Annotated in this window: 26 protein-coding genes and 1 pseudogene; 16 read left to right on the forward strand and 11 right to left on the reverse strand. The window is 59.7% G+C overall.

Annotated elements, in window-relative coordinates:
• Nucleotides 1–135: 135 nt before the first annotated feature.
• The 4 genes from DK391_RS29245 to ugpB form a co-directional block, all read right to left on the reverse strand.
• On the reverse strand, nt 136–1,227 hold the full coding sequence (locus DK391_RS29245) for a sn-glycerol-3-phosphate import ATP-binding protein UgpC (protein ID WP_109481493.1): 1,092 nt from the start codon (nt 1,225–1,227) through the stop codon (nt 136–138).
• A 12-nt stretch (nt 1,228–1,239) separates the two neighbouring features.
• Nucleotides 1,240–2,085 carry a sn-glycerol-3-phosphate ABC transporter permease UgpE gene (gene ugpE / locus DK391_RS29250; RefSeq protein WP_109481494.1) on the reverse strand — a complete coding sequence of 282 codons (846 nt, stop codon included), beginning with the start codon at nt 2,083–2,085 and terminating at the stop codon, nt 1,240–1,242.
• Nucleotides 2,082–2,966 carry a sn-glycerol-3-phosphate ABC transporter permease UgpA gene (gene ugpA / locus DK391_RS29255; RefSeq protein ID WP_109481495.1) on the reverse strand — a complete coding sequence of 295 codons (885 nt, stop codon included), beginning with the start codon at nt 2,964–2,966 and terminating at the stop codon, nt 2,082–2,084. Before ugpA ends, ugpE begins: the two co-directional genes overlap by 4 nt.
• Before the next feature lie 74 nt (nt 2,967–3,040).
• Nucleotides 3,041–4,366: a sn-glycerol-3-phosphate ABC transporter substrate-binding protein UgpB gene (gene ugpB, locus DK391_RS29260; RefSeq protein WP_109481496.1), complete on the reverse strand. Its 1,326-nt coding sequence runs from the start codon at nt 4,364–4,366 to the stop codon at nt 3,041–3,043.
• A 330-nt stretch (nt 4,367–4,696) separates the two neighbouring features.
• Between ugpB and DK391_RS44450 the strand changes: the two genes are divergently transcribed.
• On the forward strand, nt 4,697–5,251 hold the full coding sequence (locus DK391_RS44450; protein WP_162600933.1) for a hypothetical protein: 555 nt from the start codon (nt 4,697–4,699) through the stop codon (nt 5,249–5,251).
• 10 nt (nt 5,252–5,261) lie between these two features.
• Here the strand turns inward: DK391_RS44450 and DK391_RS44455 are convergent, their stop codons facing one another.
• Nucleotides 5,262–5,576 carry a hypothetical protein gene (locus tag DK391_RS44455; protein WP_162600934.1) on the reverse strand — a complete coding sequence of 105 codons (315 nt, stop codon included), beginning with the start codon at nt 5,574–5,576 and terminating at the stop codon, nt 5,262–5,264.
• A 21-nt stretch (nt 5,577–5,597) separates the two neighbouring features.
• Here DK391_RS44455 and DK391_RS44460 point away from each other — a divergent pair, with 21 nt between their 5' ends.
• Both DK391_RS44460 and DK391_RS29275 read left to right on the forward strand, forming a co-directional pair.
• A complete protein-coding gene (locus DK391_RS44460) occupies nt 5,598–6,047 on the forward strand; it encodes a hypothetical protein (protein ID WP_162600935.1) in 450 nt (149 codons plus the stop codon).
• Nucleotides 6,048–6,116: 69 nt separating this feature from the next.
• Nucleotides 6,117–6,326 (forward strand): hypothetical protein, encoded by a 210-nt coding sequence (locus tag DK391_RS29275; RefSeq protein ID WP_162600936.1) that lies wholly within the window; start codon nt 6,117–6,119, stop codon nt 6,324–6,326.
• A gap of 93 nt (nt 6,327–6,419) precedes the next feature.
• Here DK391_RS29275 and ychF read toward each other — a convergent pair whose 3' ends face one another.
• Nucleotides 6,420–7,514 carry a redox-regulated ATPase YchF gene (gene ychF / locus DK391_RS29280; RefSeq protein WP_109481500.1) on the reverse strand — a complete coding sequence of 365 codons (1,095 nt, stop codon included), beginning with the start codon at nt 7,512–7,514 and terminating at the stop codon, nt 6,420–6,422.
• 425 nt (nt 7,515–7,939) lie between these two features.
• On the opposite strand from ychF, the gene DK391_RS29285 reads away from it, so the two are divergent.
• From DK391_RS29285 to DK391_RS29300, 4 genes and pseudogenes are all read left to right on the forward strand, one after another.
• Nucleotides 7,940–9,112 (forward strand): UbiH/UbiF family hydroxylase, encoded by a 1,173-nt coding sequence (locus tag DK391_RS29285; RefSeq protein ID WP_109481501.1) that lies wholly within the window; start codon nt 7,940–7,942, stop codon nt 9,110–9,112.
• A 223-nt stretch (nt 9,113–9,335) separates the two neighbouring features.
• Nucleotides 9,336–10,061: a DsbC family protein gene (locus DK391_RS29290; RefSeq protein WP_109481537.1), complete on the forward strand. Its 726-nt coding sequence runs from the start codon at nt 9,336–9,338 to the stop codon at nt 10,059–10,061.
• 85 nt (nt 10,062–10,146) lie between these two features.
• Nucleotides 10,147–11,940 (forward strand): annotated as a pseudogene (locus DK391_RS29295) (PDZ domain-containing protein).
• Nucleotides 11,941–12,119: 179 nt separating this feature from the next.
• Nucleotides 12,120–12,716: an NAD(P)H-dependent oxidoreductase gene (locus tag DK391_RS29300; RefSeq protein WP_109481502.1), complete on the forward strand. Its 597-nt coding sequence runs from the start codon at nt 12,120–12,122 to the stop codon at nt 12,714–12,716.
• A gap of 146 nt (nt 12,717–12,862) precedes the next feature.
• Here DK391_RS29300 and DK391_RS29305 read toward each other — a convergent pair whose 3' ends face one another.
• The 5 genes from DK391_RS29305 to DK391_RS29325 all read right to left on the reverse strand — a co-directional run bounded on the left by DK391_RS29305 (nt 12,863) and on the right by DK391_RS29325 (nt 16,879).
• Nucleotides 12,863–13,669, reverse strand: a complete 807-nt coding sequence (locus tag DK391_RS29305; protein ID WP_109481503.1) for a uracil-DNA glycosylase — start codon at nt 13,667–13,669, stop codon at nt 12,863–12,865.
• A gap of 125 nt (nt 13,670–13,794) precedes the next feature.
• On the reverse strand, nt 13,795–14,421 hold the full coding sequence (locus DK391_RS29310) for a CYTH domain-containing protein (RefSeq protein WP_109481504.1): 627 nt from the start codon (nt 14,419–14,421) through the stop codon (nt 13,795–13,797).
• A 30-nt stretch (nt 14,422–14,451) separates the two neighbouring features.
• Entirely contained in the window at nt 14,452–15,237 is a 786-nt protein-coding gene (gene trpC / locus DK391_RS29315) for an indole-3-glycerol phosphate synthase TrpC (protein WP_109481505.1), read from the reverse strand.
• A gap of 10 nt (nt 15,238–15,247) precedes the next feature.
• The gene (gene trpD / locus DK391_RS29320; protein WP_109481506.1) at nt 15,248–16,276 is read right to left on the reverse strand and encodes an anthranilate phosphoribosyltransferase; all 1,029 of its coding nucleotides are present in this window, start codon (nt 16,274–16,276) and stop codon (nt 15,248–15,250) included.
• A 15-nt stretch (nt 16,277–16,291) separates the two neighbouring features.
• Entirely contained in the window at nt 16,292–16,879 is a 588-nt protein-coding gene (locus tag DK391_RS29325) for an aminodeoxychorismate/anthranilate synthase component II (protein ID WP_109481507.1), read from the reverse strand.
• 1,086 nt (nt 16,880–17,965) lie between these two features.
• Between DK391_RS29325 and DK391_RS29330 the strand changes: the two genes are divergently transcribed.
• From DK391_RS29330 to DK391_RS45000, 9 genes are all read left to right on the forward strand, one after another.
• Entirely contained in the window at nt 17,966–19,258 is a 1,293-nt protein-coding gene (locus DK391_RS29330; protein ID WP_109481508.1) for a hypothetical protein, read from the forward strand.
• A gap of 429 nt (nt 19,259–19,687) precedes the next feature.
• Nucleotides 19,688–19,909, forward strand: a complete 222-nt coding sequence (locus tag DK391_RS29335) for a hypothetical protein (RefSeq protein ID WP_109481509.1) — start codon at nt 19,688–19,690, stop codon at nt 19,907–19,909.
• A gap of 6 nt (nt 19,910–19,915) precedes the next feature.
• The gene (locus tag DK391_RS29340) at nt 19,916–20,422 is read left to right on the forward strand and encodes a hypothetical protein (protein WP_109481510.1); all 507 of its coding nucleotides are present in this window, start codon (nt 19,916–19,918) and stop codon (nt 20,420–20,422) included.
• Nucleotides 20,419–21,030: a hypothetical protein gene (locus DK391_RS29345; protein ID WP_109481511.1), complete on the forward strand. Its 612-nt coding sequence runs from the start codon at nt 20,419–20,421 to the stop codon at nt 21,028–21,030. Before DK391_RS29340 ends, DK391_RS29345 begins: the two co-directional genes overlap by 4 nt.
• A gap of 30 nt (nt 21,031–21,060) precedes the next feature.
• Nucleotides 21,061–21,216 (forward strand): hypothetical protein, encoded by a 156-nt coding sequence (locus DK391_RS44465; RefSeq protein ID WP_162600937.1) that lies wholly within the window; start codon nt 21,061–21,063, stop codon nt 21,214–21,216.
• 1 nt (nt 21,217) lies between these two features.
• A complete protein-coding gene (locus DK391_RS29350; RefSeq protein ID WP_162600938.1) occupies nt 21,218–21,556 on the forward strand; it encodes a hypothetical protein in 339 nt (112 codons plus the stop codon).
• 15 nt (nt 21,557–21,571) lie between these two features.
• Complete coding sequence (locus DK391_RS29355) at nt 21,572–21,898, forward strand: hypothetical protein (RefSeq protein ID WP_109481513.1); 327 nt, start codon at nt 21,572–21,574, stop codon at nt 21,896–21,898.
• 72 nt (nt 21,899–21,970) lie between these two features.
• Nucleotides 21,971–22,195 (forward strand): hypothetical protein, encoded by a 225-nt coding sequence (locus DK391_RS29360; protein ID WP_109481514.1) that lies wholly within the window; start codon nt 21,971–21,973, stop codon nt 22,193–22,195.
• On the forward strand, nt 22,188–22,955 hold the full coding sequence (locus DK391_RS45000) for a hypothetical protein (protein ID WP_204117462.1): 768 nt from the start codon (nt 22,188–22,190) through the stop codon (nt 22,953–22,955). The genes DK391_RS29360 and DK391_RS45000 overlap by 8 nt, the downstream gene beginning before the upstream one ends.
• Nucleotides 22,956–22,973: the final 18 nt, after the last annotated feature.

Consider the following 22,973-nt stretch of genomic DNA (forward strand, 5'->3'; position numbering starts at 1 on the left):
CCGCGGCAAAGAAAAGTAGGTGCTGCCCCGCACAGGGGCGACGCATGCAGACCGACACGAAAACGCGGATGCCAACAAAAGCAAAACCAAAACCAAAACCAAAACCAAAACCAAAACCAAAACCAAAACCAAACCTCAACTAATCCGCCTCCCCGTCTCCTCATCAAAGAAATGCAGATGCTGCACGGGCAGCGCAACCTCAAGCCGTTCGCCCGCTTGCGGCCGATGCCCATGCGGCAAGCGCACCGTAACATCGTGCTTCCCCCAGCGCCCATGCGCGAGATTATCCGCGCCGAGCAATTCACACGAATCGACGGCAAGCGTGGCCGTCGCCACAGCGGGATCGGAAGAGGGCGTCATATGCTCAGGCCGGATACCGAGCATGCATCCACGTCCGGCTGCGACTTCGCGGCCAATGCACGGCACGTTCGACAACGGTAACTTCGGCCCCTCGCCCGCTACTTCAAAGAATGCACCGTCGTCGGTCACCCAGCCGCTCAGCAGATTCATCCCCGGCGAGCCGATAAAACTCGCCACGAACGTCGTCGCCGGCCGTTCATACACTTCAGTAGGTGCGCCAATCTGCTCAGCATGCCCGCGATTCATCACGATCACGCGCTGCGCCAGCGTCATCGCTTCGATCTGGTCGTGTGTCACATAGAGACTCGTCGTCTTGAGCCGCCCATGCAGCCGCTGGATTTCAAGCCGCATCTGCACGCGCAGCCGCGCATCGAGATTCGACAGCGGCTCGTCGAACAGAAACACCGCCGGTTCGCGCACGATCGCGCGACCCATCGCGACGCGCTGCCGCTGGCCGCCCGACAGTTCGCGCGGCTTTCTCGACAGCAACGGCTCCAGTTCGAGAATCTTCGCAGCCGTCAGCACGCGCGATTCGATCTTCGTTTTCGGCAAGCCCGCGATCTTCAGCGCGTAGCCCATGTTCTCCGCAACCGTCATATGCGGATAGAGCGCGTAGTTCTGGAACACCATCGCGATGTTGCGATCCTTCGGCTCCAGGTTGTTCACGACCTTGCCGTCGATCGAAATCTCGCCCTCGGTGATTGCTTCGAGCCCCGCGACCATGCGCAGCAATGTCGATTTGCCGCAGCCAGACGGCCCGACCATCACGACGAACTCGCCATCCACGACGTCCGCGTTGATCCCGTGCAGAACGTTCTGCTTGCCGTCGTACGATTTCTTTACGCCCTTGAGCGTCAGTGCTGACATGACTCTTTATCCTTATTTTTCCGCATCCACGAGACCGCGCACGAACCAGCGCTGCATGGCCAGCACGACGACGAGCGGCGGCAACATCGCGAGCAGCGTCGCCGCCATCACGAGATGCCATTCGGTGGCGGTATCGCCCGAAGCGATCATGCTCTTGATGCCGACCACGGCCGTCGTCAGCGACTGCTCATTCGTGATCAGGATCGGCCACAGATACTGATTCCAGCCGTAGATGAAGGTGATCACGAACAGCGCCGCGAGATTCGTCTTCGACAGCGGCAACACCACGTCCCAGAAGAAGCGCAGCGGACCGGCACCGTCGATACGCGCCGCTTCCATCAGTTCGTCCGGCAGCGTGAGGAAGAACTGGCGGAACAGGAACGTCGCGGTGGCCGACGCGATCAGCGGCAGCGTGAGGCCGGCGTAGGTATTGCTCAGATGCATCGACGACACGACCTGCACGGTCGGAAAGATGCGCACTTCGACAGGCAGCATCAGCGTGATGAAAATGAGCCAGAACGCGACATTGCGGCCCGGAAAGCGGAAGAACACGATCGCGAAAGCCGAGATGATCGACACGGCGATCTTGCCGATCGCGATCACCAGCGCCATCACGAGACTGTTGATCAGCATCGTGCCGAACGGACTGGCCGCATTGCCCGTGCCGTGCGTCCAGATGTTCGCGATGTTTTCGAACAGATGCGTGCTCGGCACGAGCGACAGCGGCACGTTGAACACTTCGTGCTCGTTCATCGTGGCCGCGCAGAACGCGACGTAGACGGGAAACACGACCAGCAGCACGCCGATGATCAACACGACGTGACAGAAAATATCGAAGCCGCGGCGATTCTCGATCATGAGTATTGAACCCTCCGCTCGATAAAGCGGAACTGCACCACGGTCAGCCCGACGACGATCACCATCAGCACCACCGATTGCGCGCCCGAACTGCCGATGTCGAGTCCCTGGAAACCCTCGGCAAAGATCTTGTAGATCAGCGTGCGCGTCGATTGGCCGGGGCCGCCGCCCGTTGCGGCGTCGATGATCGGGAAGGTATCGAAGAACGCGTAGACGAGATTGACGATGAGCAGGAAGAACGTGGTCGGCGACAGCAGTGGCAGGGCGACGCCGAAAAAGCGCCGCACGGGGCCGGCGCCGTCGATGGCAGCCGCTTCGATCAGCGAGCGCGGAATGGCTTGCAGGCCGGCATAGAAGAACAGGAAGTTGTAGCTGACCTGCTTCCAGACGGACGCGAGCACGACGAGGAACATCGCCTGTCCGGGAGTGAGCGCATGGTTCCAGACGATCCCCGCCTTGCCGAGCGAATAGGTCACGAGGCCGATGCTCGGGTTGAACAGGAACGACCACAGCACGGCGGCAATCGCGGGCGCGACGGCGTACGGCCAGATCAACAGCGTCTGGTACGCCTTTGCGCCGCGCGTCACGCGATCTGCGCAGGCGGCGAACAACAGCGAGATCACGAGGCCCGATACGGTGACGAGCGCGCAGAATATCAGCGTCGTTTCGAATGAGGCGAGATACAGCGGATCGCCGAATAATTGCTTGAAGTTGCCCAGACCGACGAATTCGCTCGACGTGCCGAACGCGTCCTGCGTCTGGGTGGATTGCCAGAGTGCTTCGCCTGCGGGCAGCAGAAAGAACAGCAGCGTGATGACAAGCTGCGGCGCGACGAGCAGATAGGGCAGAAAGCTGGTGCCGAAGCGGGAACGCTTGTCCATCGACGTCCTTCCCAACAGTGAGCGGATGAGGCGCGCCTCACGCCAGTGCGGCGAGCGCGCGCCTGCTTTGCGGATCAGCTACCGGCTTTCTCGAAGCGGCGCAGCAGTTCGTCGCCACGCGACACTGACGAATCGAGCGCATCCTTCGGCGTCTTCTTGTCGGCCCAGACCTGTTCGAGTTCTTCGTCGATGATCGTGCGGATCTGCGGCATGTTGTCCAGACGCAGGCCCTTCGTGTAGGGCAGAGGCGGCTTGTTCAGCATCTGCTTGATAGCCGTGTCGCTGCCGGGATTCTTCTCGTAGAAGCCCTGTTGCTGCGTCAGCTGATAAGCGGCCGTGGTGACGGGCAGATAACCCGTGTCCTGATGCCACTTGGCGGCGACGGGCGGCGAGCTGAGATAGGCGAGGAACTTCGCGACGCCCTTGTAGACGGCCGGATCCTTGCCCGACAGCACCCAAAGACTCGCGCCACCGATGATCGCATTCTGCGGCGCGCCCTTGACGCTTGCGTCGTACGGCATCATGCCCGTGCCGAAATCGAACTTGGCGTATTTGCGGATCGTCGCAAGCGAGCCCGACGAGTTCGTGATGATGCCGCAGTCGCCGCTATAGAACTTCGACACCGGTTCGTCCTTGCGGCCTGCGTAGGTGAAGGTGCCTTCCTTCGCCATTTTCTGCAGGAACGTGATGTGCGCGATCTGCAGCGGCTTGTTGAATTCGAGTTGCGCGTCGGCGCCATCGAAGCCGTTGTTCTTCGTCGCGAACGGTGCGCCGTGCCACGCGCTGTAGTTTTCAAGCTGGATCCAGCTTTGCCAGCCCGATGAGTAGCCGCACGACATGCCTGCTGCCTTCAGCTTTTGCGCGTCCTGCTCGACCTCGGCCCACGTTTTGGGCGGCGAGTTCGGATCGAGGCCGGCCTTCTTGAAGGCGTCCTTGTTGTAGTAGAGGACGGGCGTCGAGCTGTTGAACGGCATCGAGATCAGATGGCCGGTCTTCGAGTCGCTGTAATAGCTGGCGATGGTCGGCACGAACGCTTTTTCGTCGAGCGTCATGCCGGCTTGTTTGAACACGTCTGAGACGGGGACGATGGCCTTCTTCGCCTGCATCATCGTTGCCGTGCCGACTTCGTAGACCTGCAGGATTGCGGGCGCGTTGCCGCTGCGATAGGCGGCGATGCCGGCTGCCAGGGTTTGATCGTAGCTGCCCTTGAAGACGGGAACGATCTTGTAGTCGCTCTGCGATGCATTGAAGTCGTTGGCGATCGTGTTCAGGCGTTCGCCGAGTGCAGCTTCCATCGCGTGCCAGAACTGGATTTCGGTGGCTGCCTGGGCATTTTGATATGCACCAAGCGATAGAACGGCTGCGACGGAAAGCGAACGGAAGAGCGGCTTGCAATGCATCGAGAGTCTCCTTTGTCGATCAGAGTTGGCGCTTTAGCGCCTTACTCTGATCCCATGCAACGAAGTTGCGCGGGAATGCGCGTTGAACGGTCGCGCGATTCTAGTTGTGGTCGATGACAGGAAAGCGTCGAAATTGTCAGATGCGTGCTAGTTGTTGGTGCAAACAGTCCGGTGAAAGCTGAAATGTAGCATCGCTTGGTCTGGTGAAGCGGTTTGACTCACCGAGCATGTTTTCGAAAGGATTCGACACACTCCTGGAATCTGGCGCTTGCCTTCGAGCTTTGGTGGCATGCAAGAATCAATGACCGTCTTTTTTCGCAGGTGGTGTCGATGGCAGAGAAGGGTGCAGCAATTCGGCTAGATGCAGACAATCGGGCATTCGAGGCATTGACGCCATATTTCGGCGCGATGTGTTGTGAGGCCGCGTCGTTCTGTTTTGAACAGAATGGGCACCCAGTTCCGACTCGGGCGGCATTGAGCGGTTGTGAGGCGCCGCATGCGCACTTCCATTGGTCGTCGCCGCCAGTGCAGGCCACGGCGACCTATCGTGACAAGGACGTCGCCGCTGAAAATGGCGCGTACGCGGTCGCCATTGCCGTGCTCAATCATGTTCATGGCTATAAGGTCGTCGAGCGGTCAGCAAAGGGTACGGGTTTTGACTTCTGGATCGGTATGGCACAAGGAGATCTACCGTTCCAGAGCACGATGCGCCTGGAGGTCTCCGGTATCTTTGAGGGACAATCGCGCGTCAGTTCACGGCTCAAGAGCAAGCTGAAGCAGATGGCGCCAAGTGATGGACGCGGTGAAGGTCTGGCTGTCGTTGCGGAGTTTGGCAAACCAATAGTCGCGGTAGGGAAGAGGAAATCCCCTGATGGAGATGCATGAGCAGGTTGCGTCACTTCATAGGCAGGCGATGGAGCACGCTGACGCAGCAATGTATTTTCAGTCGCATGGCGACGAAGCGCGCTTTCTCGCGGAAACGGAACTCGCTCTCGATCTCGAGGAGCGCGCGGCCGGGATGCTGCCGTGTGCCGACTCGTCGGAACCCACTCGCACGGTGCTGCTCCGCAGTGCCGCGACGCTCGCATTGCGATGCAGACAACTCAGGCGCGCCGAGCGGCTGGTTGCGCAGGCACTGCTTGGATCTGGACCCGAAGCACTTCTGGATGAAGTGCGAGACGTGCTCGAACAGGTCCACTTTGACCGGCATCTGGCTGTACGAGGAGACGCCTTGCTTGGAAACGAATTACAGGTTTCCTTGTCTGGAAAGGGAGTGTCCTTCGGCGTGATTGCCGTCAGGCATTATCTCGATCGCGCGAAAAACATCGGCAATCTGGTGCGGCGTACGACGGAGCGTTTGATGGGCCTTCCTTTTCAGAACAGGCCAGGGCGCGGGAAAGACTATCCGGGCTTGTACATGACCGCGCCACGTGCTGGCAGCTTCACATTGAACTATCGTTTGGGAGTTCAAGCTTCGCTGGAGGGACTGCGTGGTCCCGATGACATTTTGCCGACGCTGCTCGACGACATACGAACTGCCGATAACTGCGATTGGCTTGAATTGCGCAACCGTATCAACGACGACGCGTACATGAGCAACTTCGTCGGTTTGCTGAGGCAGATTGCGCCCGACGGTGCAAACGTGAGTCTGGTTGGCTTTACCGTGATCCAGAAGGGCTAGGCGCATCAGGTTCCGTTTCGGCGAACCCGATGAGAATTGTCCGGCGAGCAGTCTGCCGGGGCGGATCGAATGCTGGAAATGGTGGAAGGGGTGCTGAGCGGGGCTGATCGGCCATCAAACACGGTTAAAGTCGACAGCATGCGCATCAAGGTGCCGGGTGGATATATCGACGACATCGTCCGCCCTCTCTGGGGGCAATCGGTCAGGGCGACGGTTCAGCATCAACCAGGAACGAAGGTGCCCGTGCTGATCGATGTCGAAAGTCTGGATGTGTTATGAAGCGCCCGGCGGGTCGCTTCTGGTAGCGATACTCTCGCGGTGGCAAAGGGCGCGAATGGCCGCGCCCTTTGTTCAACTTTCGTCGAAGCCGCTTCAAACGTTGAACAAAAAGTTCATCACGTCGCCATCATGCACGACGTATTCCTTCCCTTCCGCGCGCATCTTGCCCGCTTCCTTCGCGCCTTGCTCGCCCTTGAACGCGATGTAATCATCAAAGCCGATCGTCTGCGCGCGAATGAAGCCGCGCTCGAAGTCCGTGTGAATCGCGCCCGCTGCCTGCGGCGCCGTATCGCCGATATGAATCGTCCACGCGCGCACTTCCTTCACGCCTGCCGTGAAGTACGTCTGCAGGCCGAGCAGCTTGAAGCCCGCGCGGATCACGCGGTTCAGGCCCGGCTCTTCCATGCCCATGTCGGCGAGGAACACTTCCTTGTCTTCGTCGGCGAGATCGGCGATTTCCGCTTCGATCGCTGCGCACACAGCAACCACCGGCGCGTTTTCCGATTCAGCGTACTTGCGCACCGCGTCGAGATGCGGATTGTTCTCGAAGCCGTCGTCCTTGACGTTCGCCACGTACATCGCCGGCTTGGCCGTGATCAGGCAGAACGGCTTGATCAGCAGCGCTTCTTCTTCCGTCAGACCCAGGCCGCGAACCGGCTTGGCCTGATCCAGCTGCACGCGAACCTTTTCCAGAACGGCGGCAAGTTTCACCGCTTCCTTGTCGTTGCCGGACTTCGCGGCCTTCGCGTAGCGCGTCAGCGCCTTTTCGACCGTTGCGAGGTCGGCGAGTGCGAGTTCCGTGTTGATCACTTCAATGTCCGAAATCGGATCGACCTTGCCCGCGACGTGAATCACGTTCTCGTCTTCGAAGCAGCGCACGACGTGCGTGATCGCGTCCGTTTCGCGGATGTTCGCGAGAAACTGGTTGCCGAGCCCTTCACCCTTGCTGGCACCCGCCACGAGACCGGCGATATCGACGAATTCGACCACGGCGGGCACGATGCGCTCCGGCTTGACGATCTCGGCGAGCGCCGTCAGACGCTGGTCCGGCACTTCGACCACGCCGACGTTCGGCTCGATCGTGCAGAACGGATAGTTTTCGGCGGCGATGCCCGCCTTGGTCAGCGCGTTGAACAGAGTGGACTTGCCGACGTTAGGCAGGCCGACGATGCCGCATTTGAGGCTCATGAAGGTTCTCTACAAATCAGGTGGTGACGGGCTTCGGCGAACAGAGTGCGGGCTACAGGCTACACAAGGCGCTGCACGAAGCTGGGCGCGGCCCGCAAGTCCGCTGGCGCCAGGCGCGTGCTCAAAGCACACACTGAAAACAGGCAGCACAGGCGGACTGTCGTCAGACACCGCCGCGCCGCAAATGCGTGCCGGGGTGCCGGATAACCGAAAACCGCAATTGTAACCCCGTCCGGCGGCGCTTTCGCGGCAGCCGAAGAATGGCAGCGCACGCCAGCGCCCACGACGCGGCCTGCGCGCGAAACCGGCGATCCGTGACATGTGTGTCCGACCTGCATCAATCTCCGCGCAAACAACGCCCAAACGGCGCCGAAAGCCCGCCGCGCCGATCCGTCCCCGGCACCCCTCGCGGCTATAATGGCCGGATGAATGCTCACCATCAGTCCTTCGACGTCGCCGTGATCGGCGGCGGGCTCGTCGGCAAGACGGCGGCGCTGGCGCTCACGCAAAGCGGGCTGCGCGTCGCGCTGCTGGCGCAGCACTGCCAGCCGCTGCCCGCCGACGCCGTGTTCGACTCGCGCGTCTACGCGCTCTCCGCGAGTTCGCAGGCGCTGCTCGAACGCCTGCGCGTGTGGCAGGCGCTCGATGCATCGCGGCTCGCGCCCGTCTACGACATGCGTGTCTACGGCGACGCCCACGCCGAACTGCATTTCTCGGCGTTCCAGGCTTCCGTGCCGCAACTGGCGTGGATCGCGGAATCGTCGCTGATCGAGCAGGCGCTCGATGCCGCGTTGCGCTTCCAGCCTAACCTCACCTGGCTCGACACGCGTGCTCAGGGGCTCGACGTGAAGACCTCCGGCGCGACCATCGGCCTTGCAAACGGCAATGTGCTCGAAGCGGATCTCGTGGTCGGCGCGGACGGCGCGCATTCGTGGGTGCGTGCGCAGATCGGCTCGAAGGTGAATCGGCGCGACTACCGGCAAACGGGCGTCGTCGCGAACTTCAAGGCTGAGCGCCCGCACGGCGAGACGGCGTACCAGTGGTTCCGCGATGGTGAGATCATCGCGTTGCTGCCGCTGCCCAATGGCCATGTGTCGCTGGTCTGGTCGGCGCTGGCGGATCACGCCAATACGCTCATCAAGCTCGATCCGGCGCAACTCGCTGCCGAAGTCGAACGCGTGACGATGGGCGCGCTCGGCGCGCTCGAATGCGTTACGCCGCCGCAAGGCTTCCCGCTAGCGCTGCAAACCGTCGACAAACTGGTCGCGCCGCGCGTCGCGCTGATCGGCGATGCCGCGCATCTGATCCATCCGCTCGCCGGACAGGGCATGAATCTGGGCTTGCGCGACGTGGCGTCGCTGGTGGACGTGATCGCGAAGAAAGAGGCGTTCCGTGACATCGGCGATACCGTGCTGTTGCGCCGCTATGAGCGCTCGCGCAGCGAAGACATCCGCGCGCTGACCGTCGCCACCGATGGCCTGCAAAAGCTGTTCGCGCTGCCGGGCAATGTTGCGCGCGCCGTGCGAAACACGGGCATGGCGTTCGTCGGCGCGCAGCCGCTGGTCAAGCGCTGGCTGGTGTCGGCGGCGCTGGGCTGACGATTCGGCGGTGCTCACGCCGGGCGGCGCGCACGACTGACAGGATCGAACGCAAGGCATACCATTTGCGAAGCACTGCACGATGCGTCCGACGCGCATCGTTGCCAACGAAACCACGCCGGCAATACAGCCGGCAGCCGGAAAGCACCCCGCGCAGAACTTGAACACAGGCGCAATCGAGCGGCAAACGGGCCGCGCGCCGAATCGAATCAGGAGCAGCAGCATGAAGAATCGCATCCGTATCGCCGCGCTGGCGCTGGCCGTCGCGACCCTCGGCCTCGGCTGTTCGGCACAGGCCGACCAGACCACCGACAAGCTCAAGTCCACCCTGCAGTCGCGTCTGAGCGAAGCGACGATCAAGAGCGTGTCGAAGTCGCCGATCGACGGGCTGTACGAGGTCAACCTCGGTTCGCAGATCGTCTACAGCGACGCAACGGGCGACCACCTGATTCTCGGCGACATGATCGACGCGAAAACGCGCAAGAACCTGACGGAAGCGCGCCTGTCCGAAACCAATCGCATCGATTTCGCGAGCCTGCCGTTCGCGAACGCTGTAAAAGTGGTGAAGGGCAACGGCAGCCGCAAGATCGCCGTGTTCTCGGATCCGAACTGCCCGTACTGCAAGCAGCTGGAAACGACGCTGAAGTCGATGGATAACATCACCATCTACACGTTCCTGTATCCGGTGCTGTCGCCGGATTCGACGGTGAAGTCGAAGTCGATCTGGTGTTCCGCCGACCGCGCGAAGGCCTGGGAAGCATGGATGCAGGATCACCGCGCGCCGACGGCACCGGGCACCTGTGATACGGCCGCACTCGACAAGAACCTGGCGCTCGGCCAGTCGATGAACGTCAGCGGCACGCCTACCGTCTTCCTCGCCGATGGCCGCCGCCTGCCGGGCGCCGTGCCTGCGGACGAACTGGACAAGGCGCTGTCGTCGGTGCGCTGATCCGTCCGCACTGGTTAAAGCGGTTTGAAAGGAGGCGCGTGGCGCCTCTTGTCTTTTCTTCACGAGTTTTCACACACAAGCGCCGATGAAGCCGATTCGCTACACCATCGTACCGAAGCAACCCGCCGCCCATATTTTCTAAGTCACCGTGACTGTCGCCGAGCCTGATCCCGCAGGCCAGCGCTTCATGCTGCCCGTGTGGATTCCCGGCAGCTACATGATCCGCGAGTTCGCGCGCAACATCGTCACGCTGCGCGCCTTCAACGACGCGGGCCGCAAGGTGCGGGTCGAAAAGACCGACAAGCACGCGTGGCAGGCAGCGCCCGTCAAGGGCGCGCTCACCTTGCGCTACGAGGTGTACGCGTGGGACATGTCGGTGCGCGCCGCGCATCTCGACGATACGACGGGCTTCTTCAACGGCACGAGCGTGTTTCTTTCGCCGCAGGGTTTCGAGGACGCAGCGTGCGTCGTCGATATTCAGAAGCCGGCCGGCCCGCAGTTCCGCGACTGGCGTGTCGCCACGGCGCTCACGGAAGGGCGCGGCACGAAGCGTTATGGCTTCGGTGAGTACACAGCGCAGAATTACGACGAACTGATCGACCATCCCGTTACGCTCGGCGAATTCGCGCTCGGCACCTTCAAGGCACATGGCGTGCCGCACGATATCGTGATCGCCGGGCGCGTGGTCGGACTCGATATGCCGAGGCTGTCAGCCGATTTGCAGCGCGTGTGCGAAGCGCAGATCGCGCTGTTCGAGCCGCGCACGAAGAAGGCGCCGATGGACCGCTACGTGTTCATGACGCAAGCTGTTTCGGATGGTTATGGCGGGCTGGAGCATCGCGCGTCGACGGCACTGATCTGCAACCGCTCGGATTTGCCCGTGGTGGGCCGTGACGAGACGACGGACGGCTATCGCACGTATCTTGGCCTCTGCAGCCACGAATACTTCCACACCTGGAACGTGAAGCGGATCAAGCCGGCCGTGTTCGCGCCGTACGATCTCAAGCAGGAAAACTACACCACGCTACTGTGGCTGTTCGAGGGCTTCACGTCTTACTACGACGACCTGATGCTGGTGCGCAGCGGCCTGATCAAGGAAGCCGACTACTTCACGCTGCTTGGCAAGACGATCGGCGGCGTGCTGCGCGGCAGCGGACGCCTGAAGCAGACGGTCGCCGAAAGTTCGTTCGATACGTGGGTCAAGTACTACCGTCAGGACGAGAACGCACCGAACGCGATCGTCAGCTACTACACGAAGGGCTCGCTGGTGGCGCTCGCGTTTGACCTCACGATCCGCGCGCAGACACAGAACCGCAAATCGCTCGACGACGTGATGCGTCTGCTGTGGCAGCGCTACGGACGCGATTTCTACAAGGGCAAGAGCCAGGGCATCGCGGAAGACGAAGTCGAGGCGCTGTTTGCCGAAGCCACGGGCGCGGATCTGTCGGAGATTTTCGCGGAAGGCGTGCGCGGCACGCGCGATCTGCCGCTCGATACGATGCTGGCGTCGTTCGGTGTGACGCTCGAGCCTGAGCTCGATCCGAAGGGCAAGCCGTCGCTCGGCGCGCGCGTGCGCGGCGGCGCGGACTGCACGCTGGCGGCGGTGCACGACAACAGCGCTGCGCAGAAGGCAGGACTCTCGGCGGGCGACGTGCTGATCGCCGTCGACGGCCTGCGCGTCACGGGTTCGAATCTCGACGCGCTGCTGTCGCGCTACCAGCCCGGCGCGAAGGTCGAAGTGCACGCGTTCCGGCGCGACGAACTGCGTGTCGCGCAGGTCAAGCTGGACGGCCCGGAAGTCTCGCGCTACAAACTCACGCCCAATGACAAGCGGGCGTCCGCCGTAACGGCGCGCAAGCGCTGGCTCGGCAGCAAATAAGTTGGTCATGAATCGTCGATCAAAGCGCCTGCGCCGCGATCCGTACGATAAAAGCGCGGCAGTGGATTGTTCTACCGTTGCAACAATCCTTCGCTGCCGCGCTACTTTTTCCCGGTCGGGTAAAAAAACACAATGGCTCCATTCGCGCAACACAGCGCGCCCCTCACTGGAGTCACAGAATGACCACGATCCTGCAAATCAACTCGTCGGCTCGCTCGCAAGGCGCTCAATCGACGCTGCTGGCCAACGAACTGACGGCAAAGCTGCAACAATCGAATCCGGGCGCGCAAGTCGTTGTCCGCAACCTGCACGAAGACGCGCTGCCGCACCTCGACGACGCGATTCTCGGCGCATTCTTCACGCCGGCTGAACAACGTACGGCTGAACAGCAAGCCATCGCAGCACGCAGCGAAGCGCTGATCGCCGAACTGCAAGCCGCCGACTTCGTCGTGATCGGCGCGCCGCTGTACAACTTCGGCATCTCGTCGCAACTGAAGACGTACTTCGACTTCATCGCACGCGCTGGCATCACGTTCAAGTACGGCGCAAACGGCCCCGAAGGTCTGGTGAAGGGCAAGAAGGTGTTCGTGGTGTCGGCACGCGGCGGCGTCTACCTCGGCACGCCGGGCGACTCGCAGACGCCTTACCTGAAGACGTTCCTCGGCTTCCTCGGCATGACCGACGTGAACTTCATCTACGCTGAAGGCCTGAACATGGGCCCGGACGCAGCAAGCGCGGCACTGGCCGGTGCGCGCGAAGCGATCGCCGCAGCGTAAGCGATTCAAGGTTCGTCAGCGCGATGCAGCTATCGGCTGCGTCGTGCGGACAAACGAAAAAACGCCACGGAACACAATTCCGTGGCGTTTTTGCTTTTGGCTTTTTGCCTGGCGGCGTGTGTCGACGCGCGACTGCGTGATGCCGCTCAGGCGAACACTTCACCCGTTTCAGGCAAACGCCAGTCGATGGCCGGACGGCCGTGCTTGTCGAGGAATTCGTTGGCGAGCGCGAAATGTCCGCAGCCGAGAAACCCGCGATGCGCGGACAGCGGCGAAGGATGCGGCGCTTCCAGCACGTAATGCGACTTGCCTTCGAGCAGCGCGCGTTTGGCCTGCGCGTGCGCGCCCCACAGCATGAAAACGAGGCCGTCGTGACGCTTGGCGAGTTCGTGGATCAGCGTGTCGGTGCATTTTTCCCAGCCGCGTTTTGCGTGGCTCGCGGCGTGATCGCGTTCGACCGTCAGCACCGTATTGAGCAGCAGCACGCCCTGGCGCGCCCACGCATCGAGGCAGCCGTGTTGCGGCGCTTCATGGCCCAAGCTCGCGGCGATTTCCTTGAAGATATTGCGCAGCGACGGCGGCGGGCGGACAGAAGGCGGTACCGAAAACGCCAGACCGTGCGCCTGCGGCGTCCCGCGGTCTTCGCCGTGATACGGGTCCTGGCCAAGAATCACGACCTTCACGTCGTCGGGACTCGTGAGCCGCAGCGCGCGGAAGACATCGGCGGGATAGACGGTTTTGCCTGCCGCGCGCTCGCCATCGACGAAACGGCACAACGGCGCATAGGCGTCGCTATCGGTGAACGGTTTCAGATGCGTGCGCCATGCGGACGGCAGCGCGTCGAATTGCGATTCGAGCGTCTGGAAGCTGGCGGCGGCAGAGGGCGCGGCTTGCTCGTCTGCGAAGAGCGAAGTTTGCGTCGGCGGAGTCTGGGAGCGTTTTGCGGAATTCATGGCGGGCTAGTGTGGCAGCAAACGCGGGCGCGCTCAAGGTTCGGAGCGGTTGTGTTCGCTATTTGCTGCCTTTGTCGCTTGCCGCGCGCTGCTCTCGCGCAAGCGACGTCTGCGCTGCGCCGTGATTACATTTCACGCAGCCGATAACCGCGTTGCGCCTTGCTCACATCGTCGGGACGCAAGCCTTGCACGGCTTGCGCCAGTTCCGCCGACAACGTGTGCAATGCCCCTGCGTCGCCATGCTTCAATTCCAGTTCGACTTCGCAGATCGGCGCATGGCGCGTTTCGCCGTTCACTTCCGCGAGGATTTCGCCCTGGTCGATTGCGGCTTCGATGTCCGTGCCGTCAATCGTTACATGCCAGATCGTGCGCGAAAAATTCGTGCTGAAAAGCGGAATCAGTTCGTCACGCGCGCTGCTGAGTGCCGCTTTCGACGGTGCGTCGTCGCATGCTTCGAGCAGTGCGTCGATTTCGAGCGCGTTGCCTTTGACGGGCATTTCCCACTCGTGCCGGCTATGCAAGCCGCCGCTCGACGTGCCGACGGTCTTGTACGTCTGCAGCCAGCCATCCGGCGTGCGGCGCACGCGCACCGCGCTTTTGGCGCGCGCGAGCGTCAGCGACGGCGTATCGTAGTAGCTGTTTTCCAGCGTGATCGTGCGGCCCGCGCCGCCCGTGCGCTGGATGAACCATTGCGTTGCTGCACCGACCTGATCGGGCGGCAACGCCAGCTTGATTTCCTGCTCCATGCCCATCGTGCGGCTCGCTTTCTGAAGTCGAAAGAATCAGAAGAACATGCGCGCGAGTTCAGCGCCCGGCTCTTCCGCACGCATGAACGCTTCGCCGACGAGGAACGAGTTCACGTCCATCGCACGCAGTCGCTCGACGTCGCTGCGCGACAGAATGCCCGATTCCGTCACGACGATGCGGTCGTCCGGCATCATGTCCAGCAGGCCGAGCGTTGTGTCGATCGACGTTTCGAACGTACGCAGATTGCGATTGTTCACGCCCATCAGCGGTGTTTTCAGCGTCAGCGCTTCGACCAGTTCGTCCTTGTCGTGCACTTCGACCAGCACCGCGAGACCCAGCGAATGCGCGTACGCTTCGAGATCCTGCATCTGCGAGGTTTCGAGCGCGGCGACGATCAGCAGGATCGCGTCGGCGCCCATCGCGCGCGCTTCCAGAATCTGATACGGATCGACGATGAAATCCTTGCGCAGCACGGGCAGTTCGCAGGCGGCGCGCGCTTCCTCCAGATACGCCGCGCTGCCCTGGAAGAACTGCACGTCGGTCAGCACGGACAGACACGCCGCGCCGTGTTTCGCGTAAGAACGCGCGATGTCCGCAGGCACGAAGTGGTCGCGCAGCACGCCTTTCGACGGGCTGGCTTTCTTGACTTCGGCGATCACAGCGGCGAGACCCGCTTCATGTTTCGCGCGAATCGCGCCGACGAAATCGCGCAGATCACGCGTCGATGCCTGCAGACGCAGTTCTTGGAGCGGCGCGCTTTGCTGCGCGGCGCGCACTTCTTCGCGCTTGACGCCGATGATGCGGTCGAGAATATCGCTCATTTGAATCCCGTTATTTCTTGAATTGCTGCGTGAAGCGGACGAGGTCGTCGACCTTCGCACGCGCCTTGCCGCTGGCGATGGCTTCGCGCGCCAGCTCAATGCCGCTCGCGATCGAATCCACCACGTCCGCTGCGTACAATGCCGTGCCCGCGTTCAGCGTGACGATTTCGCGCGCGACGCCCGGCTTGTTGTCGAGCGCTTCGAGCAGCAGCACTTTCGATTCCGTCGCGTCCGCCACTTTCAGCGTACGGTTCGACACCATCTGCATGCCGAAGTCCTCGGGGTGAATCTCGTACTCGCGCACCTGGCCGTCGCGCAGTTCGCCGACCTGCGTGGCCGCGCCGAGCGACACTTCATCCATGCCGTCCCTACCATACACGACCAGCACGTGCTTCGCGCCGAGACGCTGCATCACGCGAACCTGAATGCCGACGAGATCCGGGTGGAACACGCCCTGCAACTGGTTCGGCGCGCCGGCAGGATTGGTCAGCGGCCCGAGAATATTGAAGATGGTCCGCACGCCGAGTTCGCGGCGCACGGGCGCGATGTTCTTCATCGCCGGGTGATGGTTCGGCGCGAACATGAAACCCATGCCCGTTTCGGCGATCGATGCCGCCACCTGTTCCGGCTGCAAATCGATATTCACGCCGAGCGCTTCGAGCACATCCGCGCTGCCCGACTTGCTCGACACACCGCGATTGCCGTGCTTCGCGACCTTCGCGCCGGCCGCGGCCGTCACGAACATCGTTGCCGTCGAGATATTGAACGTGTGTGAACCGTCGCCGCCCGTGCCGACGATATCGACGAAGTTCGAGTTGTCCTGCACCTCGACGTGACGTGCGAACTCGCGCATCACCGTGGCGGCCGCGGTGATTTCGCCGATGGTCTCTTTTTTGACGCGCAGACCGGTAATGATCGCCGCTGCCATCACGGGCGACATGTCGCCGCGCATGATCAGGCGCATCAGGTGCAGCATTTCGTCGTGGAAAATCTCGCGATGCTCGATCGTGCGTTGCAGCGCTTCTTGCGGCGTAATCATGGTCACGTCTCCTTGTTATGCGCTGCGTGCGGCAGCCTTCGACTGCTTCACGAAGTTTTCGAGCAACGCGTGGCCATGTTCCGACAGGATCGATTCCGGATGGAACTGCACGCCTTCCACGGGCAGTGTCTTGTGGCGCACGCCCATGATCTCGCCGTCGTCGGTCCATGCGGACACTTCGAGGCAATCGGGCAGCGACTCACGTTCGATGGCGAGCGAGTGATAGCGGGTGACGGTGAAATGCTTCGGCAGGTCGGCGAACACGCCTTTGCAGTCGGTTTCGATCTGGCTCACCTTGCCGTGCATGATGGTCTGCGCGCGCACCACTCGGCCGCCGAACGCTTCGCCGATTGCCTGATGGCCGAGGCAGACGCCGAGAATCGGATACTTGCCGGAAAACTCGCGCAGCACGTCGAGCGTGATGCCCGCATGTTGCGGATTGCTCGGTCCCGGCGACAGACAGATGCGCTCGGGGTTGAGCTTCGCGATGTCGTCGAGGGTGATTTCGTCGTTGCGATAGGTCCGCACGTCTTCGCCGAGTTCGCCGAAGTACTGGACCAGGTTATAGGTGAACGAGTCGTAGTTGTCGATCATCAGCAGCATTTTTGCCTCCTAAGCCTTGAAAAATAGGGTAGAGCGGGTTTTTTCCACCGCCATCAGGGCCGTTTTTCCACCGTTTTTCCACCAAAAGCCGGGAAGGCCCGCCAGCAAAGGCCAAAACAGGCTACGCCACAGCCGGGGGAAAAGGGGCTGTGCATGCTCATGGGGGAAACCGTGGGGGAAAGACGGGGACGCGCAAGCGCCCGGTTAGACGATCAACGCCAACCGTGGAGGATCAGACCGAAGGGGAAATGTGCTGTGAGTCGCATGGCCCGATCATATCGTAAACCGCTGGCCGGGGGCGCTGGCTCTTGCTGGCGCAGTCGTTTGCAAATGCACTAAGGCCGGTATATGGCAAAACAATATTCAACCGGTTTTATATAAGCCCGCCGATATAGAGGGGTTTTTGGGTCGAAATATGCCGTTTTTTATGCAAGTGCGTTTTTCGACTGATTTTGCGCGTTTGTCAAACAGGTCTATTCTGTAATCGCGCTGGCCTGATACACCAGCGCACCTTTGCTGATTTAGTTTATTCGCCCCTCTCAGTAGGGGCAATTTTTTATCAGGTGCGATTTTTGAGACGGCAGTAAGATTTTGTTTGTCGGACGGCAAACCGACAGATTCCAACCGAACAGAACCCGCATTAAAGTGTTTCAGAGGGGCATGTACAGGCTTAAACCTTGGTTGGGGGTTTGGGCTTGTGGCTATGCCAGCCTGCCCCTCTAAAGTACTTTATGCGGGTTTTTGCTTTGTAGAGCATTTGATTGGGGGCGTTGAGTCTGTCTTTCGAGGGGACGGATTCACTAGGTTTAACACTGGCCCGCCCCCACTCAAGTGCTTTAGGTAGTGAGGCGTTTTAGAGGGAATGACAGCGATTCGGTTTTTACCTTTGGAAATCGAATCGTGGACCTAACACAGCCGGTCATTCCCTCTAAGGCGCTTTGAGAAAGTTATTCGGTAAAGAAAAAAGCCACCGAATCCAAGTGAGATAGATTCGAGTGGCTTAAAAATAAAAGCTCGTGGCTTGATTATAGCCACTAAACACAGACGAAGGCAAAGTATTTTTAACCTTGGTCGCAGGTGGCAAAAATGAATAATTCGCTCGTAGAACATCAAGCCGTAGAAGCCGCGCAGCACTCAATTGCAAATGCACTAAGTCAGGTAGACAAGCCGGACAAGTGCATCCGTCCAAAGTCTGAATATCTCGAATTATTCTCCCAACATTGCCGCGTGCCGTATAACGTGGCGAAAGTCTTTTCTCACTTGGTAATGCGCAACCAGCGCAACAAATCCGGCGATAATCCAGCGCGTTTAGAAGTGCAGCGAGAGGGCGGGCGCTGGGGTAATCGTGCTTTCTGGTGGCTGACTACCTATGAGGAAATAGCCAGCGCATGTGCGCTTTCTGTTGATCAGACTCGCACGGCATTGCAAATTCTCGAACGGCTGAATCAGGTCGAAATGCACAGGGGCCGTCACCCGGTTAATGGACAGGTTATCAAGTACCGGGCTAAAACCGTGTTGCATATCCGGCTGATTCTAGCCGGTCGTTCTAATGGTCTCGACGGCTGGCCCAGTTCATCCCAGATGAGAATCATTCTTGGATGGGATAAAGCCCAGTTGATCAACTGGGACAAAGCCCAACCATTACTACCAGATGCAGTAGAAGGTTTAGATACAGAAGAACTAAATATACAAAACGGGGATTCGCTGACGCTCACCCCTGAATCCCTCTCTGAATACGCCAGCAAGGGAGCAGGGAAAGTCAAAACCCAAAAGAAAGAACGCGCATCAGAACCTTTCCTGAAAATCTGTCTGGAAAGAAAGCTGGAATTCATCACCCTGAATGACAACGGGGAAAACACCCCCTGTGTGAAAGGCGAGTTAACAGCCGATGATGAGCGGACAGCCCAGCGCCTTGAACATGAATTGAAGAATGCCGGGATAGACCCGCTGGCGTTCATGGCGTGGCTCACCAATCCGCGATACCAGCACATTGTGCTGATTGACATGTGGAGCGCTGGCGATTGGTCGCTGTCCATGATCATGAGTCACCGTCAGACGTTCATCGACAAGTACCGGAAGCACCTGGACAACGAGCGGACATTCACGCCGACCAGTGCGCAGCAAATGAAGTTGATAGCGATGGCCCCCGCTGGCATGAAGCTGGATATTCCGCTGTATGAGCGTGACCTACAGACGGCCATTGGCCTGTTTAGCTGGGATCAACACTGGCTAGACCATCAGGAGGGCGGGCAATGGGGCGGGCGTACCCGGCTGGAACATCTACGCAAGTACTCGAAGTACCAGCCCGAAATGGAAAGCTGGCTGGACAATGAGCCGATCCTTTCCCGAGTACTCGAATTGATGGCCGTAGCCCACTAGGATTGCGCTGGCTGGCTTGGTGAGCATCGGCCAATACCAACAGCAGTACGGCCAGCACCAAGCCCGCATAGAGCCTTAGTGCATTTGCAGATGATTGCGTGTAGGACTCCTATTCTGTGTAACGTACCTAACACTCCGTCGAAAATAGTCGTTCGCTGAATTGTGTCACGCGCACACTAGCGTTTAACAAATGTCAATTGAAGTGGACGCGCGAACATGACGACACCCCGCAGAAGCGTATCCGACTCAGTAGTTAGCGGGATTCTGGCAGAGGTATCAACGGGTATGACGCTGGATAGCGCGTGTAAGAACGCAGGTATCACCCGCCAGAGCTTTTACTACTGGCTACGCGATGAGCCGCAACTGGTAGAGCAGTTTGCACAGGCAAAGCAGCAGCAGACACAGAACCGATTTGCAAAGGGCTAAGCCATGATCGACGTACAGACAATGATGCACTTGATGGAAAAACAGGCAAGGCAATGCGGTATTGCTCTTTGCCCTATCAATAACGGTATCTACGCGAAACTGGACCGACTCACGAACAATGTTTTCTGGATCGGAAACGGACACCGCGTAGCCGCAGCGGAAGTAGAGCAGACCTTGCGCAATCAGACAGGCTTTCTGGTCGAAGTGAATTTAAAGGGAGGCTAGCAGATCATGGCTATCAAAAAACCCTCATGGGATATGGACATTCGAGAGATTGATCGACGCGCAGCGGACCTAAAGCGTGTGGACGATTACTTTAAAGCCCAGAGGCTTGAGCAAGCCCGTGCAGATGCAGCAGCGCGAGCCGATGCCGTCCGCCCCGTTGGTGTTGATCGGGAAACCGATATGCAGATTGACAGCATTGTTGGACGCTACTGGGAAGCCGACCGTAAGAGCCTCACGGCAGCGGGTGTGGACTATGCGGTTAAGCATGGAACCATCCCGCCAGAGAACGCACGTACCGACTCGGTATCACGTGACGGACTGGTTGAGACGATCACGATTGACCGCACTGGCCGTGAAGTCAGTACTTTTAGGTCCGTGGACGGCAGGAAGCGTTGGATGGACCCGTACCGCGCCACGGCGGGCCTGATGGTTAATCTCAACAAAGACCCGGCCTATGCCAAGCGAAAGATGGATGAGTACTTTGTTGATCACCCGGAGGCTATCAAGCTATGAACGCCATTCACAGCTTTAAGTCCGAAGAAGAATTGTACCGGGCGCGTCAGCAGCTTGACGCAGAGCGCGCAAACCACGTGGGCTACATGCAAGGTGGTCCGTTTGTGACGCGACGCGGGACTATTGAGGCCGACCCTGTTGGATACAACTATCAACAGCCCAAAGAGGTTTTCGCACCCGGCGAGCGTGAAGCCTTTCAGGCCAAACGTGACAGGCTGGACCGTGCAATGCAGGTAGCCGGTATTTGCCCGGTCTTTCCGCAGTCTCACCAGACACCCGCCACGTATGAACGGGCCTTGCTGGACGTGCTGACAGAGCACACGGTTAATTACACGCGTGCGGACTGTTTGCGTGCAAGTGATGAGCAATTGCAGATCATGCGCGATGGTGTACGCGATGGAATGGGCAGATTGAAGACACCGGGCATTCTTGACGAAGTACTGGCAGAGCCGCACCGCAAGGGCATCATGAAGGAAATTAAAACCGTGGATCAGTCTGGCCGCGAATGGACGGAATTTGTTGGTCCTAAGTCGCTATGGATGAATCCACTAAAAGGCCAGATTCAAGGTACTTGTATTGCTGTTGACGGTAAGCCACAACGTTTCTAGGCAGGGCGAGAGCAGCAAGGGGAGCGCATCATGAGCAGCAATCTTAAGAACATGAAAACCAACGGCATGAGTCGCAGTCATCCGAACAAGTTGCAGAAAGCGCCAGCGCGTGGTTTGTCTCTTAAGGAATACAAACTCAGGCAAGAGCTAGAGCGTGACCGCTTGCGCAAACTGTACGGGGGCTGAAATGGCCGATGCCCAATTCAATGAGTTTGCAATTGGTCGTCCGCAGGTAGAACAGGCCATGCGTAACTGGTCGTTGATCGACTGGACCAACAGCGGCAGCTACAGCCTGTCAGCAGTCACGTATGACGCTAACGGCATCATTGCCAGCGCGTCCATTTTGTGGCCGTCTGGTGCGCAAGGCCAGTGGACTACGCTGATTGCAAATGCACGTTATGGGGTAGTCGATTCATTCGCATGCACCTACGTGTACGGCAACGTGACACGCACGGTCACGCAACCGGCAGTGAGCCGTAACGGCAGCGGCGCAATCACTAGCTGTCCCGCATTGATTCTGAGCTAGCCGCAGAGGCCCGACATGAAAGAGCATGAAGCCCAGCGCATCAGCACCCTAATGGGCGTGGTGACTCGCATTGGCGAGGAAGTTACAGAGATACACGCGCAGCCGGGTAACCCGCTGGAAATCCGGCACGCGATTATTCGACGGCTGAAGCGTGCTACTGATGCCCTTGCGGAAGCGCGTGACCTTGCCATTGGTGACCGTGAAACATGGGTAACGCTTGAAGTAGAGCGTAAGCGTATGTTGTGGTGTATCAACGATGTAACCAGCCAATGCATAGCGATTGAGCAAGAGCAGGAAGTACAAGCGGCACAGGCAGAGGCAGCGGGAGCCGTGAAGCACTAGCAGCAGTTGAGAAGTTACATGAAGTCCACGCAATTGCTTGCGCAACTTTCAGGACTACAGAGCGGGTGAGCGATGGAAATCAGTTTTGGTGAGCAGTTCGCGCAGTACATGCGACTCATGGCAGTGGCGAACATGAAGCGTGACCAGCTAGCCGACCCGCTGGCAATGCGGGCAGTGCTGGAGGTGCGCGACCTTATCAACGCCGACCCGCATAACCCTGTGTGTGAGGGCTTGCGCCAGCACGTGGAAAGACTCTTGGGGCCGCAGGAATGGGCGACTGGAGGCCACAATGCCTAGTCTCGCATACGAGGTTTTCAAGCTGGGTTACCAGATCAGCCCAATCATGCTGGTGAATGGTGTTGCCTCTCAAATCCCCGGCCAGATGCTGCCCATTGTCGCTGTCACTCAGGCCGCAGACTACACAGAGGGCTTGCTGAGCAGTGGCAATGCTCTGCCAGCGCTCGACCAGTTCTTTGCACACTGGAAGCCCTTGCCCGGTACTACACTGATTGAAAACCAGATTGGACAGTACCCGTTTGCAAATGCTGCCACTGCCGCGAACGCAGTGATTGCCCAGCCGTTGCAAATTTCGATGCAGATGAATTGCCCTGTGCAGACAGCCGGGGGCTATCCGGCCAAACTCGCCACACTCACTGTACTGCAACAAACGCTTTTGCAGCATAACAACGCTGGTGGAACCTACGTGATTGTCACCCCCGGTCAAGTGTTCTCCAATTGTTTGCTCTTGCGTGTACGTGACATATCGGGGGGCGAGAGTCATCAGGTGCAACACACTTGGCAATTTGATTTTCTCCAGCCGCTTATCACCATCAACGAAGCGCAACAGGTCTATAACTCGCTGATGAACAAAATTGCAAATGGATTGCCGACTCCTAACCCGCCTGTATGGAGTGGTCCGAGTGCAACAGTAGGCGCGGTAGTGGCGGGCAGTTCGGGCGGGTCTACGTTGTTGCCCAGCGCCAGCAATCTCGTAGCCGGGACCATCCCCACGGTCACCGCAGCCAACCCCTATGGCCTGACAGCGGGCAGTATCTAATAGACCGGAGAGCGCATC

Source organism: Paraburkholderia sp. C35 (assembly GCF_003121405.1).
Taxonomy (GTDB): Bacteria; Pseudomonadota; Gammaproteobacteria; order Burkholderiales; family Burkholderiaceae; genus Paraburkholderia.